Below are 15,805 nucleotides of genomic sequence, written 5' to 3' on the forward strand. Positions count from 1 at the left end.
AGGCTCGCGCGCCAGGCGCCGCCTCCGGCGGCAGCGCGGGCAGCGCGGGCGCCCGAGGCGCTGTGCGCCGGCGCCGGGTGGGCGCGGTGCGCTCCCCCTCGCGCGGGGCGGGGCGTCACCGGCTCGTCCATCCCGTCATGCTACCCCCGAAGGGGGCACCGGTCGGGGCCGCTTCGTGCGGCGGCCGGTGAGAGTGTGCGACCGCTACTCGCCCGGGTAGCGCACGCCGATCTGGTCGCGGATGTCGTCGAGCACCGCCATGATCGCCACCGACTCCGCCACGGGCAGCAGCGGGCTCTCGCGCTCGCCGGCCGCGAGCATCCGCTCGAATTCGAGGGCCTGGTACTCCATGCCGCGGGAGGCGACGGGCTGCTCGAAGCGCTCGATCACCTCACCGGCCGAGTTCGTGACCGTGAAGGAGGTGGGGGCGTACCAGGTGCGCTCGATGTCGACGCGGGCTTCGGTGCCGATCACCGACGCGGTCACGGGGCCGGCGGCGTCGATGGCGCTGTGCGAGACCGACTGGCGGCCGCCTTCGTGCTCGAAGATCAGCGCGGTCTGCTGGTCGACCCCGGTCGCGCCGATCGTGGCGCTCGCCAGGATGCGCGTCGGCAGGCCGAGCAGGTCGATCGCGAAAGACACCGGGTAGATCGCGAGGTCGAGCAGCGCGCCGCCGCCGAGCGCCGGGTCGTTGATGCGGTGCGACGGGTCGGACGGCAGGCGCTGGTCGTGGTCGGCCAGCACGGTGCGCACGTCGCCGAGCGTGCCGGCGGCGATGATCTCGCGCAGGCGCACCATGTGCGGGAGGAACCTGGTCCACATCGCCTCGAGCACGGCGACCCCGGCCGCCTCGCCCGCCTGCTGGATCTGCCGGGCCTCGGCCGCGTTGATCGTGAACGCCTTCTCGACGAGCACGTGCTTGCCGGCGCCGATCGCGAGCAGCGCGTTCTCGGCGTGGAAGGTGTGCGGGGTCGCGACGTAGATCACGTCGACGTCGGGGTCGGCGACGAGTGCCTCGTAGCTCGGGTGGGCGGTCGGGATGCCGAACTCCGCGGCGAAGCGGTCGGCCGACTCCTGGCTGCGCGAACCGACGGCCGCGATGGTGAGGCCGACGGCCTTCAGGTCGGTTGCGAACGAGCGGGCGATGCCGCCCGTGCCCAGGATGCCCCAGCGGACCGTGTTCGACATCGTCGTCTCCTTGTCTCGGTTTGCCCGCCCCGCAACGAGCAGAAGCCCGGCAATCCGGGCTTCTGTCTACTGGTCTTTCGGGGATGGTACGAGGGCCGCCTCCGGGAATCGAACCCGGGACCTATTCATTACGAGTGAATCGCTCTGCCGACTGAGCTAAGGCGGCCTGGCCGCGGCTTTCGCGCGTGGCACAGCAACAAAGCATAGCCGATAGCCGGAGGGCTCGTGTGCAGGGTCAGGCGGCGGTCAGTCGGAGGGTGTGCCGCCGACGACGGAGCGGAGCTGCTCGTAGCTGCGGTGCAGCTGATCGGGCAGCGAGACGTCGTCGGGGTGTTCGAGCCAGGCGATCCACGCGGCACGGGCGAGGGAGAGCATGACGACACCGGTGAGGCGCCCTCGCTCGGGAAGGGCGGGGTCGTCGGCGTCGAGGCCGCGCTTCCGGGCATCCGCCCGCAGTCGACGGGTGACCGAGTCGGCGATCTCGAGCTCGAACGAGCGGATGCGGTCGAGCCGCATCGCCGCGATCTGCGGATACTCGTGGATGACCGAACGCCGCAGCTGATGCAGCTCGGGGTCGAGCGTGCCGTCGGCGGCCTGGCCGGCCATGATGTCGACCAGGTCGCGGAGCGGATCGCCTCCCGGCCCCGCGTCTTCGAACCGTGCCGCGACCTCGTCGCCGAACTGGATCGGCAGGTCGCCCGTCAGCGACTCCTCCTTCGACGGGAAGTAGTTGAAGAAGGTGCGGGGCGAGACGCCGGCCTCGCGGCTGATGTCGTCGACCGTCAGTTGGTCGAGGCCGCTCTCGGCGATGAGGCGCAGGGCGGCGACCTGGATGCTCCGGCGCGTGGCGCGGCGCTTGCGCTCACGCAGGCCGACGTCGCCGCCGGCGGCGCTCGCGTCGGGCTGCATCAGCTGGTGCACTCGGGGTCGGAGCCCGGCACGGTGCCCTGGAGGAAGTAGGCGTCCACGGCATCCGCCACGCAGCTCGACGAGTTGTAGGCGGTGTGCCCCTCGCCCTGGAAGGTGATGAGGTGCCCGTTCTCGAGCTGACCGGCCAGCGCCTCGGCCCACTTGTACGGGGTGGCTGGGTCGCCGGTGGTGCCGACCACGAGGATCGGGCCGGAGCCCGCCGCGGTGACGGCCGCCGGGACGCGGCGGCTCGGGTAGGGCCACTGCGCGCAGGCGATGTCGCTGTAGGTCCAGTAGGGGCCCACCGTCGGCGAGGCCTCGACGATCTTGGCGTTCTGGTCGGCGATCACCGCCGGATCGGTGGTGGCGGGGTAGTCGGCGCAGCTGATGGCGTTGAACGACTCGATCAGGTTGTCGGCGTAGGTGCCGTCGGAGTTGCGGCTGTTGTAGGCGTCGGCCAGCTGGAAGGCGAAGTCGGCCTGGCCGTCGCCGACGGTCTGGAAGAGCGTGTCGAGGTAGCCCCAGTTCTCTTCGTTGTAGAGCGGGTAGAACACGGCGGTGAGCAGGTTCGACGCGCCGAGCTCGCGGCCGTCGCTCGCCCGGATGGGGCTCTGGTCGACCTTGGCCAACAGCTTCTGGATGCCCGTCAGCGCCTGATCGGCCGACCCCTGGAACCAGCAGTCGCTGCGGTCGGCGCAGGCGGCGAGGTAGTTCTTCAGCGCCTGCTCGAAGCCGGCCGCCTGCGAGATGCTGATGTCGAAGCCGCTGGACGACGGGTCTTCTGCGCCGTCGAGCACCATGCGCCCGACCTTCGCCGGGAAGTTCTCGGCGTACTCGGCGCCCAGGAAGGTGCCGTAGGAGTAGCCGAGGTAGTTGAGCTTCGTGTCTCCGACGACCGCGCGCAGCATGTCGAGGTCGCGGGTGGTGCTGTCGGTGTCGATGAACTCCAGCAGCGGGCCGGTGTTCTCGGCGCACCTGTCGGCGAAGTCCTTCGCGGCGGCGGTGTAGGCGGCGATCCACTCGGCCGAGCCGCGCTCCCCCGGGATGATGTCGTAGAGGTAGGCGTCGCGCTCGCTGTCGGTGAGGCACTTCACGGCGTCGGAGTGGCCGGTGCCGCGCGGGTCGTAACCGATCAGGTCGTACGAGCTCTGCAGCGACGGGTGCGCCGCGTAGTCGGCCGACTGCTCGACGAAGTCGTAGGCGGAACCGCCCGGGCCGCCCGGGTTCACGAACAGGCTGCCGAGCTTGGTGCCGTCGGTGGGCTTCTTGATCAGGGCCAGGTCGACCGTGTCGCCCGAGCCGGGGTTCGCCCAGTCGAGCGGGGCCTTCGCGGTGGCGCACTCGAAGGAGCCGCTGCAGGACTCCCATTCGAGCGTCTGGGAGTAGAAGGGCTTCAGCTCGGCCGGCACGTCTTCGGCGGTGGGGGTGGAGGTGCTGGTGCCGCCGCCACCCGTGCCATCTCCGCTCGTGCCCCCGTTGGCGTAGTCGCTCGTGAACCAGGTCGCGCAGCCCGAGAGCGCGATGACGGCCGCCGTGGCCAGGGCGACGAGCGCGGTGGCCCGTCGGGTGACGCGGCGGGTGGGGCGGGGACGACTCACGGGGAGACCTTTCGGGATGCGGCGGTGCGGCCGGCCTCGGCCAGCGTGATGAGCATGGCCTCGAGGGAGAGAGCCGGAGCGACGTTCGCGGCGATGCGGCGTCGGGCGTCGGCGATGGCGTCCATCGCCGCGAGGGTCTGGGCGGGGTCGACTCCCGCGGCGACCTCGCGCACGCGGTCGGCGATGGCCTCGTTCACGAGCTCGACGCTGTCGGGCGCGCCCAGCTGCACGAGCACGACGTCGCGATAGAGCGAGAGCAGGTCGGTGAGGATGCGGTCGATGCCGTCGCGCAGGCTGCGCGTGGCGCGCCGCTTCTGGTCGTCTTCGAGTGCCTTCATCTGGGAGCGGAGCGCGGGCGGGACGGCCTGCCCGGGCTCGACGCCGAGGGAGCGCAGGGCGCTCTCGCGCTCCTCGGCGTCGCGCTCGAGGGTGATGGCCTGGGCGTCGGCCCCCGCGATCTCGAGCAGTCGGGCGGCCCCGCGCACGGCGTCGCCCACCGAACGCACGCCGAGCGCCAGGTCGAGGGTCTCGGCCCGGCGGGCGCGCGCCTCGTCGTTGGTCGCCAGGCGATGGGCCATGCCGATGTGGCTCTGCGACTCCCGCGCGGCGCGTTCGGCCGTGGCGGCGTCGACACCGTCGCGGCGCTGCAGCAGGCTCGCCACGTCGCCGGTGCTCGGCACCCGCAGGCGCACCGAGCGCACCCGCGAGCGGATGGTGGGCAGCAGGTCGGCCTCACTGGGGGCGCACAGGATCCACACCGTGCGCTCGGGCGGCTCCTCGAGCGCCTTGAGCAGCACGTTCGAGGTGCGCTCCTGCATGCGGTCGGCGTCTTCGATGACGACGACGCGGTAGCGGGCCACCGACGGCGAGAACTGCGACGACGAGACGAGCTTGCGCACCTCCTCGATCGAGATGATGACGCGCTCGGTGGCGAGCACCGCGAGGTCGGGGTGGGTGCGGGCCGCGACCTGCGTGCAGTCGGGGCAGACTCCGCAGCCGCCGAAGCGGCAGAGCAGTGCGGAGGCGAAGGCGTAGGCCAGGTTCGAGCGGCCCGAGCCGGGCGGACCGGTGATGAGCCAGGAGTGTGTCATCGAGTCGGTGGCACCACGGGCATCCGTCGCCTGGGCGGGCGCCGGGCCTGGCGGCTGGGTTGTCGGTGACCCGGTCGGCGGGGCTGTCGGGTGGGCTTCGCCGCGTGGGCGCAGGGAGCTCTCGGCGGCCGCGCGGAAGACCTCGATGGCGGCCGATTGGCCCGTGAGGTCGCTCCAGACGGTCATGGGTCCAATCTATCGGCCGCCCCTGACAGTGCGCCGTCGGGTGCGGTGGGCGTCAGAGCAGGGTCGCGACGCGGTTCCGGATGCTCGCCGCGATCGTCTCGGGATCGGCCGACGCGTCGACCACCAGGAACCGGTCGGGCTCCCGTTCGGCCAGGGCGAGGAAGGCGGCCCGCACCCGGGCGTGGAACTCGCCCTTCTCGGCCTCGAGCCGGTCGAACGGCTTGTCGGCGCCGTCGAGCCGGGCGCGCGCCGCGGTCTCGTCGAGGTCGAGCAGGATCGTGAGGTCGGGCAGCAGCCCCTCGACGGCCCAGAGCGAGAGGTCGCGAACCTCCTCGGCGTCGAGCACGCGGCCGGCGCCCTGGTAGGCGACGGAGGAGTCGAGGTACCTGTCCTGCACGACCACCTCGCCGCGCTCGAGGGCCGGGCGCACCTTGGTCGCGATGTGCTGCGCGCGGTCGGCCGCGTAGAGCAGGGCCTCGGCGCGCGGCGTGATGAAGCCGCGGCTGTGCAGCACGATCTCGCGCACCTCGGTGCCGAAGTCGGTGCCCCCCGGCTCGCGGGTGCGCACGACGGTGCGGCCCTGGGCGCTCAGCCACTCCTCGAGGAGGGTGGACTGGGTGGTCTTGCCCGAGCCGTCACCGCCCTCGAGGGTGATGAAGACGCCGGTCACGGGGCGGTGGGGGTGGACGTGGTCTTCGGCGCGGTCGCCTTCGCCGCAGATGTCTGGGCCGCCGTGGTCTTCGCCGCTGAGGTTTTCGCCGCCGTGGTCTTGGCAGCGGTGGTCTTCGCCGCGGTCGTCTTGGGTGCCGCCTTCGTGGCGGCCGCCTTCGTCGTGGTCGCCTTGGCCGCAGTCGTCTTGGCCGCCGTCGACTTCGCCGCCGTCGTCTTCGCGGTGGTCGCCTTCGCCGGCGCCTTCTTGGCCGCAGGCTTCTTCGCGGCCGGCTTCTTGGCCGGAGCCGCCTTGGCGCGCGGCTTCGCCGGCCCCTTGGCACGCTTGTCGGCGAGCAGCTGAACGGCGCGCTCGAAGTCGATCTCCTCGACGGTCTCCCCGCGCGGGATGGTGGCGTTCGTGGTGCCGTCGGTCACGTACGGGCCGAAGCGCCCGTCCTTCACCCGGATCGGCTTGCCGCTCTCGGGGTCGGCCTCGAACTCCTTCAGCGCCGACGACGCCCGACGGGCTCCGTACTTGGGCTGGGCGAAGAGCTCGAGCGCACCCGGGAGGTCGATCTCGAAGATGAGGTCTTCGCTCTCGAGCGACCGGGTGTCGGTGCCCTTCTTCAGGTACGGTCCGAACTTGCCGCCCTGGGCGGTGATCGGCTCGCCCGACTCGGGGTCGTCGCCGACGGTGCGCGGCAGGTCGAGCAGCCGCAGTGCGGTGTCGAGGTCGATGGTCGCGAGATCCATCGTCTTGAACAGCGAGGCGGTGCGCGGCTTGACCGCAGCGGCCTTCTTCGCCGGAGCCTTCTTCGCCGGGGCCTTGGCGGCCGCGGCTGCGGCGGCGGGAGCATCCGTCGTCGAAGCCGCCACCGTGTCGGCAGCCGGCTCGGGGTCGAGCTCGGTCACGTACGGGCCGAAGCGCCCGTCTTTCGCGACGATCTGCTTGCCGGTCTCGGGGTGGATGCCGATGACGCGGTCGGTGACGACGGGAGCGTCGACCAGCTCGCGGGCCTTCTCGGGGGTGAGCTCGTCGGGTGCCAGGTCTTGCGGCAGGTTGACGCGGCGGGGCGTCGCCTCGATGTCGCCCGAGGGGTCGACGACCTCGAGGTAGGGGCCGTACTTGCCGATGCGCAGCGTGATGTCGTCGGTGATGGCCACCGAGTTCACCGCGCGGGCGTCGATCTCACCGAGGTTGTCGATGACGCTGCGGAGGCCGGGGTGCCCCTCGCTGCCGAAGTAGAAGCTCTTCAGCCAGTCGACCCGATCCTGGTCGCCGTCGGCGATCTTGTCGAGATCGGCCTCGAGCGCGGCGGTGAAGTCGTAGTTCACGAGCTCGGCGAAGAAGTCCTCGAGCAGGCGCACGACCGAGAAGGCCGTCCAGCTGGGCACGAGGGCCTGGCCGCGGGGCGTGACGTAGCCGCGGTCGACGATCGTGGAGATGATCGACGCGTAGGTGGAGGGTCGGCCGATGCCGAGCTCGTCGAGCGCCTTGACGAGGCTCGCCTCGGTGTAGCGCGGCGGCGGGGTGGTGTCGTGGCCGGCGGCGTCGAGCGCGACAGCGGCGAGCGCCTGGCCCTCCTTCAGCACGGGCAGCTTCGCCTCGGTGGGCTCGGCGGTCGCGTTGCGCTCCTCGTCGCGGCTCTCCTCATAGGCGTGCAGGAAGCCGCGGAAGGTGATGACCGTTCCCGAGGCCGAGAACTCGGCGGTGGTGGTGCCGCCCAGTTCGGCGACCTCGACCGGGCCGGCAGTGATGGTGACGGAGGCGGTGGAGCCCTTGGCGTCGGCCATCTGCGAGGCGACCGTGCGCTTCCAGATCAGCTCGTAGAGGCGGAAGTCGTTGCCACGCAGCGTGCCCGAGAGCTCGGACGGGGTCTTGAAGACCTCGCCGGCGGGACGGACGGCCTCGTGGGCCTCCTGCGCGTTCTTGCCCTTGCCGCTGTAGAGGCGCGGCTTGTCGGGGATCGTGTCGGCGCCGTAGAGCTTGGTCGCCTGGTTGCGGGCCGCGGTGATCGCCTGCTGCGAGAGCGAGGGCGAGTCGGTTCGCATGTAGGTGATGTAGCCGTTCTCGTAGAGCGACTGGGCGACGCTCATCGTCTGACGGGCCGAGAAGCGGAGCTTGCGGGCCGCCTCCTGCTGCAGGGTCGACGTGGTGAAGGGAGCGGCGGGGCGACGGGTGTAGGGCTTGCTCTCGAGGGCGCTGACACGGATGTCGACGCCGTCGGCCTGCAGCGCATCCTTCAAGGCGGTCGCGGCGGCCTCGCCGAGTGGCACGGCCTTTCCCTTCAGCTGACCCGACTCGTCGTAGTCGCGGCCCGAGGCGACGCGATCGCCGTTCAGACGCACGAGACGGGCGTCGAAGGCGTCTTTCTCGGGGGCGGTCTTCGCGGTCTCGCCGGGGGCGAGGGTGGCCGTCAGGTCCCAGTAGTTCGCGCTGGTGAACGCGAGGCGCTCGCGCTCGCGGTCGACCACGAGTCGGGTGGCGGCGGACTGCACGCGACCGGCCGAGAGGCCGGGGCCGACCTTGCGCCAGAGCACGGGGCTGACCTCGTAGCCGTAGAGGCGGTCGAGGATGCGCCGGGTCTCCTGCGCGTCGACGAGCGCGTCGTCGATCTGGCGGGTGTTGTCGCGGGCGGCCTCGATGGCCTCGCGGGTGATCTCGTGGAAGACCATGCGCTTGACCGGCACCTTGGGCTTCAGCACCTGCAGCAGGTGCCATGCGATGGCCTCGCCCTCGCGGTCTTCATCAGTTGCGAGGTAGAGCTCGTCGGCGGAGGCCAGCGCCTTCTTCAGCTCGGCGACGGTCTTCTTCTTGGCATCGGAGACGACGTAGTAGGGCTCGAAGCCGTTCTCGACGTCGACAGAGAACTTGCCGAGCGAGCCCTTCTTCAGCTCGGGCGGGAGGTTCTTCGGTTCGACCAGGTCGCGGATGTGGCCGACCGAGGCAAGCACATCGAAGCCGTCGCCGAGGTACTGGGCGATCGACTTCACCTTCGTCGGGGACTCGACGATGACGAGCTTTCTCGGGCTGGGCAAGGCTTCTCCTTATATATGCGATCTGTCAGGCACACCATACACACCCCCGACCGGGAGGAACCTAATCGTGTGATCGCGGTGACTGCAACGCGGGCGGATGCTCGCTGATTCCCCTTCGGGCCCCCTGAACAGCTGCTCGGCAGATGATCGACGGGCGTTGCGCGGGCCCTCGCGAGGGGGACAATAGGGATCGACCACTTCAATGAGGAAAGGGCATCGCATCATGACGCCTGTCGACAGAGGCAGTTACACCGCCAAGTTCACCGACGGCCCGCTGGAGGGCAAGACCCTCCGCACCGACTTCACGGATGCGGGTGAGCCGCACGCGCGGCTGAGCATCCCCGCCGCCGCCCGCAGCAAGACCTACCTGTACCGGCGGGCCTCTGGCCTCGAGTACGGCGACTCGGAGCGGCCGAGCGCGGTCGACTACCGCTACGTGGAAGCGGTCGTCTCGTCCTGACGCGGGGCCCCCGGCCGCCCTCGCGCCGATGCCGGACCGACTGACCACAACGGGTGGCGGGCCGGCGCGGGCGCGGGCGGTGACAGGGATGCCGAGGATGGACGTGGACACCGTCACCACCGCCACTCCCCCACCGGCGACCGCGCAGGACACGAGCGCCACGCCGACCGCCTCGGCGACCCACGCGGCTGCCGCGCACGGCTCGCCACTCACGCGTCCTGACAGCGTGTCGGCCGCGGCGAGCGCCGCCGAGTCGGCGGCCCCCACCAGCGTCTGACGTGCCGCGAGCGCACCGCCGAACGGGGCGAACGCCACGACCGCCGCGGCCAGCGCGACGACGACCGCGAGCCCGACCATCGATCCACCGCCTTCGTCGTCCTCGGCCCACTGCCGAGCGGCGATTCGCCGGGGACGTTCCGGAGCCGGTGTGTCGCGCCGCGTGCGGACGACCGCTCCCTCCTTGCGCTTCACGGGGCAGGCGCCTGTGTGTCGTCGAGAGCACACCCGGTGCCGGTGAAAGGGAACGCGGGACCGGACCCCGTCGACACCTCGGCGGACACCGTCACGCAGACCAATCCGCCCCGGTGCGCCACGGACATCGTCGCGCCCGGGTGCGCGGCGGCCACGCGGGCGTCGGCGCTCTCGCCTCGGCCGACCAGGCGCGCGGCGTCGGCCGCCGCATCCGTCAACCGCACCTGCACGGCGCCGAGCTGCACGAGCGCCAACCCCATCACGAGCACGATCGCCGCGGCCGGCAGCACCAGCGCGAACTCGGCCGTCACCGAACCCCGCTCGTCGGCGAGCAGCCGAGCCAGCCGGTTGGACCAGTTCAGGCTGTTCAGCCGAACCAGCCGAGCCAGCCGGGTCGGCTGAGTCAGCGGAGGAAGCCGAGTCAGCGGAGCAAGCCGAGGAAGCCGACTTCCGGTCAAACTCGCGCGGGGCCGGACGCGGCGGTCACCCTGCCGATGTGAGGGCACGATGCACCAGGTCCGTCAGCAGGCTTTTCACCTCGTCGCCCCGCAGGATGACCAGCAGCAGCCCGGCGAACCCGACGGCCGCCAGCAGAATGACCGCATACTCGGCTGTCGCCGCCCCGCTCTCATCAGCCAAGGCAGCCCGGATACGTCGCGCCCATCCCGCGCGCCCGCCGGCGATTCCGCGTGAGGACGGGCGGCCGAGTGGGGTCGCGCTGCAATACCCTCGAAGACCTGGGCCTGCGTTATCGCGAAGGGTTTTGGTGCATCTCATTGGTCGACCTTTCGTTGGTTGTGGTGGGTCCGGCGGCGAGTGGGCTGGTGCCGAGCTGGTGGAAGGTGAGCAAGGCACCCGCCGGTGAGTGGGAAGTCGTCCTGGCAGTGATGTGCTGGTCGCAGGCGAGCCGGCACTCCTGGTGAAGTGGGAGGTGATTCCGGCGTTCGTGTCGAGCGGGGTGCTCCCGGCAGGCGCCACTCTGGCCGGAAGGGGGAATTGCCGCCCGCGTGAGTCACGCGTCGCCGCCGCAGATGGCGGGCCGTGGGAGGTGTACGGGCAGCGGCAGTACGGGGTCGGGGAGCGGGCGATTAGAGGAGGGCTGGGGGGAGGGCCGCTAGGAGGAGGGGGGCGACGGCGAGGAGGAGGAAGGCGGGGAGGACGCAGGTTCCGAGAGGGAGCATGAGCCAGACGCCGAGTTCGGCCGTGCGGCGGTGGGTGAGGGCGACGGCTTCGCGGCGGAGGCGGAGAGCCTCGGAGCGGAGGAGCTGCGCCGGTGGGGCGCCCGATCGCTCGGCCAGGGCGAGGACCTCGGTCAGGACGTCCAGCTGGCCCGATTCGTGAGTCAGGGCCGCGGGTGCCAGGCGCTCGATCGTGCTCGTCGCAAGGGCGCGGGCCGCGGGGAGGGAGCCCCCGCCGGCGACGGCGACCGCGGTGAGGTCGAGGAGGAGTCCGGGGGCGCGGTCGGCGGGTGCCGCGCGGCGGACCAGGTGGCGGCTCCAGAGGGATCCGAGGACGGTGAGGAGGATGCCGCCGGCCAGGCAGACGAGACCGGCCGGGGACCCCACGAGGACCTGGAGCGTGTCGAGGCCGAGCAGGGAGGCACCGGCGACGGAGATGATCGGGAGGACCATCAATAGGCGGGTGGTGGCCATCGGCGAAGCCAGAGCTGCGGCGGTGTCGCGTTCGGCCTGGGCCAGGCCGCGCAGGGTGGCGGCGATCTCGTCGAGGCAGCGCGCGAGTGGGGCGCCGGCCGCCGACGCGACCGACCAGGCGGCCGCGAGCACCTGCCACGACTCTCCGGCCGCACGCTCCCGACCACGGCCGGACGGGTGTCGCGACCCGGGGGGCTGCCTCGGCGGAGGCGCGGATCGCGCAATGGCGGCGGGCACGTCCGACCCGGCGTCGAGGCGGGCGACGACCGCTGCGAGCTGAGGGTGGGTGTCGACCTCGGCGAGGTAGCGCCAGGCCTGACCCGGCGCGACGCCCGCGCCGATCAGGGCGGCGAGGCGTTCGACGACGGCAGCGATGCGGTCCGCCTCGGGTGACCGAGACCTCACCCGCGCTCGCGACGGCGACCGCGATGGTGGCCGCGAGGGAGATGGCGGCCGCGAGAGAGATGGCGGCTGCGAGGGTGATGGTGGCTGCGAGGGTGAGCGAAAGCGGCGACGGGCGGCGACGCGCGGCGACGCGGTCATGCCGCGACACCGGGCTGCGAGCTGGCAGGCAGGGCGGGGAGATCTACCGGGACGATCGTGAGGTGGCCCGCGGCGGTGAGAGCGAAGCGGCCGAGGCCGTCGAGGGTGCGTCCGGTGGGTGTGCGGCGGAGATGGAGCACGAGGCCGATGGCGCTGACCGCCTGGCGGGCGATGGCGGGGGCGTCGAGGCCGGCGAGGGCGCCGAGGGCCTCGAGGCGGGCCGGGACGTCGGCGATGGCGTTCGCGTGCAGGGTGCCGGCGCCGCCGTCGTGGCCGGTGTTGAGGGCCGCGAGCAGCTCGCGGATCTCGGCTCCGCGGCACTCGCCCAGCACGAGCCGGTCGGGGCGCATGCGCAGCGCCTGGCGCATGAGTTCGGCGAGGCCGATTCCGCCGGCGCCCTCGAGGTTGGGCTGGCGGGCCTCGAGGGTGACGACATGCGGATGCTCGACCCGCAGCTCGGCGACGTCTTCGATCACCACGAGCCGGTCGGTCGGGTCGGCCGACGCGAGCAGCGCCGCCAGGAGCGTGGTCTTCCCGCTGCCGCCGGCCCCGGTGATAAGCAGGTTGACCCGCTCGCGAACAGCCCGCTCGACGAAGTCGCGGCGGGCGAGGCCGGTTTCGCCGGCGCCGAACAGACCGCGGCGGGCGAGTGCGTCGAGATCGGGGCGGGAGGTGCCGGGCACCCGGACGGAGATGGCGGTGCCGCCGACCGCGATCGGCGGGAGCACGACGTGCACCCGCACGCCCTCGACCTCCACGTCGACGCAGGGTGTGGCCTCGTCGAGGTGACGTCCGCCGCGGGCGACCAACCGCACGGCGAAGGAGCGGAGGGCCTCCTCTCCGGGGCAGGTCCAGCTCGGATCGCGCGCCGCACCGGCGCCCCGGTCGACCCAGAGCTCACGGTGGCCGTTGACGAACAGGTCGGTGACCGCGGGATCGAGCAGGTACGGGGCGAGAGGCCCGAAGATCTCGTCGGAACGGTGGAGCCGGGTGAGGGTGGTGGTGGTCATGCGGAGACGGTACGGGGAGGGGCGGCCGAGCATCCGCTCGTCGACGCAGACTGTGGGAGGAGGACGGGGGTGTGCCCGGGTGTGCAGGAGCGGACGCTTAAACCACGAACGCCCCGGCCTGAGCCGAGGCGTTCGTTAAAAGGAAGGGGCGGCACCCAATGGGGGGAAGGGTGCCGCCGCAGCAACGCTGGATTGGGGGGAATCGCTAGTGCGCTGCATCCGGACTTGACATCCGGTAACACCGAGTTTACCCACTCGAAACACTTCCACCAACCACTCCAGCGAATTCTCAGTGACCGTGTCGCGCCGGGGCGATCTGCCTGCGGGCTGCGCGTCGGAGGGGTGGACTATCGTCGTAGACGGCGGCCGCCCGAGTGACGGCGTGAACGGATGGTCTTCGCGAAGGAGCGACACGACACATGGCTGAGAACAGCGCGAACAACATCGACAACCTGCTGCACGAGGCGCGGCGGTTCCCGCCGAGCGACGATTTCGCGAACGCGGCCGTGGCCACGCGTGAGCTGTATGCGCAGGGTGAGGATCCGGTGGCGTTCTGGGGGTCGCAGGCGCGAGGGCTGCTGCACTGGCACACGCCCTTCACGCCCGAGCGCACCCTCGACTGGAGCGAGCCGCCGTTCGCGAAGTGGTTCGACGACGGCGAGCTGAACGTCGCGTACAACTGCCTCGACCGGCACGTGCTCGCGGGCAACGGAGACCGTGTCGCGCTGCACTGGGAGGGCGAGCCGGGCGACAGCCGCTCCTTCACCTACGCCGAGCTCACCACGGAGGTGAAGAAGGCCGCGAACCTGCTCACGGCCCTGGGCGTGAAGCAGGGCGACCGGGTCGCGATCTACCTCCCCCTCATTCCCGAGGCCGTCATCTCGATGCTCGCCGTGGCGCGCATCGGAGCGGTGCACTCCGTGGTGTTCGGCGGCTTCAGCGCCGAGAGCCTGCGCTCCCGCATCGACGACGCCAGCGCGGTGCTCGTGATCACCGCCGACGGCGGTTACCGGAAGGGCAAGGCCTTCCCGTTGAAGCCCACCGTCGACAAGGCCCTCGAGCCGAACGCCGACGGCCAGGAGAGCACCGTGCGGAACGTGCTCGTGGTGCAGCGCACCAAGGGCGACGTCGACTGGCACGAGCGCCGCGACCTGTGGTGGCACGACGAGATCGCGCAGGTCGACACCGAGCACGTCGCGAAGGCCTTCCCGGCCGAGAACCCGCTGTTCATCCTCTACACCTCCGGCACAACGGGGAAGCCCAAGGGAATTCTCCACAGTTCCGGCGGCTACCTCACGCAGGTCGCGTTCACCCACAAGGCTGTCTTCGACCTGAAGCCAGAGGAGGACGTGTATTGGTCGACAGCAGACGTGGGGTGGATCACGGGGCACTCGTACGTGGTCTACGGGCCGCTCGCCAACGGCGCCACCGAGGTCATCTACGAGGGCACCCCCGATACCCCGCACCCGGGGCGGTGGTGGGAGATCGTCGAGAAGTACAAGGTGTCGATCCTCTACGCCGCGCCCACGGCGATCCGCACCTTCATGAAGCTGGGCCGGCAGATCCCGCAGGAGTTCGACCTGTCGAGCCTCCGCCTGCTCGGCAGCGTCGGCGAGCCGATCAACCCCGAGGCGTGGGTCTGGTACCGCGACGTCATCGGCGGTGGCACCACCCCGGTGGTCGACACGTGGTGGCAGACGGAGACCGGCGCGATCATAATCAGCGCCCTGCCCGGGGTCACCACGCTCAAGCCGGGCAGTGCGCAGGTGCCGATCCCCGGTATCGCGATCGACGTCGTCGACGAGCGGTTCCGGTCGACCGAGGCCGACCAGGGCGGCCTGCTCGTCATCACCCACCCGTGGCCGAGCATGGCCCGGGGCATCTGGGGCGACCCCGACCGGTTCGTCGAGACGTACTGGTCGAAGTTCGGCCGCACCACCTATTTCGCCGGCGACGGGGCCCGCCGCGACCGCGACGGCGACATCTGGCTGCTCGGCCGCGTCGACGACGTGATGAACGTGTCGGGCCACCGCCTCAGCACGGCCGAGATCGAGTCGGCGCTCGTGTCGCACCCGATGGTGGCCGAGGCCGCCGTGGTGGGTGCCTCCGACGAGACCACCGGCCAGGCGGTCGTCGCGTTCGTCATCACGAGGGCCAGCCAAGCGGATGCCGCGGCGGCCGATGACGCCTCAGCCGTGCTGCGGGCTCACGTCGCCGAGCAGATCGGAGCGATCGCGCGCCCCCGCGAGGTTCACATCGTCAGCGAACTGCCGAAGACGCGCTCGGGCAAGATCATGCGGCGGCTGCTGCGGGACGTCGCGGAGGGCCGTGAGATCGGAGACACCACCACGCTTGCCGACACGATGGTGATGAGCGTCATCTCGAACACGCTGAAGTAGCGGGGCGGCCGGCGGGCGGAAGGTCCATCGCCCGCCGGCAACCGGCGGCATGGCATGGTGCCCGCCGGGGACGAGCGGCACGGCAGCCAACCGGCTATGAGCTACCAGCTACCTGCTCCGAGCTACGCGAACTCGGCGATGAGCTCGACCTCGACCGGCGAGTCCAGCGGCAGCACGGCGACGCCGACGGCCGAGCGCGCGTGGATGCCCGCGTCTCCGAACACGTCGGCGAGGAACTCCGAGGCACCGTTGATCACACCCGGCTGCCCGGTGAACGACGGGTCGGAGGCCACGAACCCCGTGACCTTCACGATGCGCACCACCCGGTCGAGCGATCCGATGACGCTCTCGACCGCGGCCAGGGCGTTCAGCGCCGCGGTCGCCGCATAGGCCTTCGCATCCACGGGCGACACAAGCCCGTCACCCTCGCCGACCTTGCCGATCGCGGGCAGGGCACCCGACACGAACGGCAGCTGCCCCGCGGTGAAGACGAGGTTCCCGCTGATCGTGGCGGGGATGTAGGCGCCGGCGGGCGCCGAGACGGTGGGGAGTTCGATGCCGAGTTCGGCGAGTCGCGCTGAGGTCTGAGACATGCCCCAACGCTAGCG

13 protein-coding genes, 1 tRNA gene and 1 pseudogene are annotated in these 15,805 nt (G+C 71.4%); 2 read left to right on the forward strand and 13 right to left on the reverse strand.

Translation table 11 applies throughout. The features are described 5' to 3' along the window. Positions 1-204 precede the first annotated feature (204 nt). The 7 genes from NVV95_RS03725 to topA form a co-directional block, all read right to left on the reverse strand. Positions 205-1,188, reverse strand: a complete 984-nt coding sequence (locus NVV95_RS03725; protein ID WP_259485211.1) for a Gfo/Idh/MocA family protein — start codon at positions 1,186-1,188, stop codon at positions 205-207. Between the two features lie 93 nt (positions 1,189-1,281). Beyond that, positions 1,282-1,354, reverse strand: a tRNA-Thr gene (locus NVV95_RS03730). 80 nt (positions 1,355-1,434) lie between these two features. Continuing rightward, positions 1,435-2,097 carry a TetR family transcriptional regulator gene (locus NVV95_RS03735; protein ID WP_259485212.1) on the reverse strand — a complete coding sequence of 221 codons (663 nt, stop codon included), beginning with the start codon at positions 2,095-2,097 and terminating at the stop codon, positions 1,435-1,437. Next, positions 2,097-3,695 carry an alpha/beta hydrolase gene (locus NVV95_RS03740; RefSeq protein ID WP_259485213.1) on the reverse strand — a complete coding sequence of 533 codons (1,599 nt, stop codon included), beginning with the start codon at positions 3,693-3,695 and terminating at the stop codon, positions 2,097-2,099. The genes NVV95_RS03735 and NVV95_RS03740 overlap by 1 nt, the downstream gene beginning before the upstream one ends. Further along, positions 3,692-4,972, reverse strand: coding sequence for a DNA polymerase III subunit delta' (locus NVV95_RS03745; protein WP_259485214.1), 1,281 nt, complete (start codon positions 4,970-4,972; stop codon positions 3,692-3,694). The genes NVV95_RS03740 and NVV95_RS03745 overlap by 4 nt, the downstream gene beginning before the upstream one ends. A 52-nt stretch (positions 4,973-5,024) precedes the next feature. Next, complete coding sequence (tmk, locus tag NVV95_RS03750; RefSeq protein ID WP_259485215.1) at positions 5,025-5,642, reverse strand: dTMP kinase; 618 nt, start codon at positions 5,640-5,642, stop codon at positions 5,025-5,027. Beyond that, positions 5,639-8,662, reverse strand: a complete 3,024-nt coding sequence (gene topA / locus NVV95_RS03755; protein ID WP_259485216.1) for a type I DNA topoisomerase — start codon at positions 8,660-8,662, stop codon at positions 5,639-5,641. Before topA ends, tmk begins: the two co-directional genes overlap by 4 nt. A gap of 223 nt (positions 8,663-8,885) precedes the next feature. On the opposite strand from topA, the gene NVV95_RS03760 reads away from it, so the two are divergent. Next, on the forward strand, positions 8,886-9,122 hold the full coding sequence (locus NVV95_RS03760) for a DUF8847 domain-containing protein (RefSeq protein ID WP_259485217.1): 237 nt from the start codon (positions 8,886-8,888) through the stop codon (positions 9,120-9,122). A gap of 117 nt (positions 9,123-9,239) precedes the next feature. Here the strand turns inward: NVV95_RS03760 and NVV95_RS03765 are convergent. From NVV95_RS03765 to NVV95_RS03785, 5 genes and pseudogenes are all read right to left on the reverse strand, one after another. Beyond that, positions 9,240-9,479: pseudogene (locus NVV95_RS03765) on the reverse strand (helicase); the annotation flags it as partial. Positions 9,480-9,589: 110 nt separating this feature from the next. After that, entirely contained in the window at positions 9,590-9,904 is a 315-nt protein-coding gene (locus NVV95_RS03770) for a TadE family type IV pilus minor pilin (RefSeq protein ID WP_259485218.1), read from the reverse strand. 172 nt (positions 9,905-10,076) lie between these two features. After that, positions 10,077-10,232, reverse strand: coding sequence for a DUF4244 domain-containing protein (locus NVV95_RS03775; RefSeq protein ID WP_375163779.1), 156 nt, complete (start codon positions 10,230-10,232; stop codon positions 10,077-10,079). Positions 10,233-10,681: 449 nt separating this feature from the next. Next, positions 10,682-11,650, reverse strand: a complete 969-nt coding sequence (locus NVV95_RS03780) for a type II secretion system F family protein (protein ID WP_259485219.1) — start codon at positions 11,648-11,650, stop codon at positions 10,682-10,684. 134 nt (positions 11,651-11,784) lie between these two features. Beyond that, positions 11,785-12,798: a TadA family conjugal transfer-associated ATPase gene (locus NVV95_RS03785; RefSeq protein ID WP_259485220.1), complete on the reverse strand. Its 1,014-nt coding sequence runs from the start codon at positions 12,796-12,798 to the stop codon at positions 11,785-11,787. A 419-nt stretch (positions 12,799-13,217) separates the two neighbouring features. Between NVV95_RS03785 and acs the strand changes: the two genes are divergently transcribed. Next, positions 13,218-15,197 (forward strand): acetate--CoA ligase, encoded by a 1,980-nt coding sequence (gene acs, locus NVV95_RS03790; protein ID WP_259485221.1) that lies wholly within the window; start codon positions 13,218-13,220, stop codon positions 15,195-15,197. Between the two features lie 122 nt (positions 15,198-15,319). On the opposite strand, the gene NVV95_RS03795 is transcribed toward acs, so the two are convergent. Next, complete coding sequence (locus NVV95_RS03795) at positions 15,320-15,790, reverse strand: RidA family protein (protein ID WP_259485222.1); 471 nt, start codon at positions 15,788-15,790, stop codon at positions 15,320-15,322. Positions 15,791-15,805: the final 15 nt, after the last annotated feature.

This window comes from Herbiconiux gentiana, assembly GCF_024978135.1.
Taxonomy (GTDB): Bacteria; Actinomycetota; Actinomycetes; order Actinomycetales; family Microbacteriaceae; genus Herbiconiux; species Herbiconiux gentiana.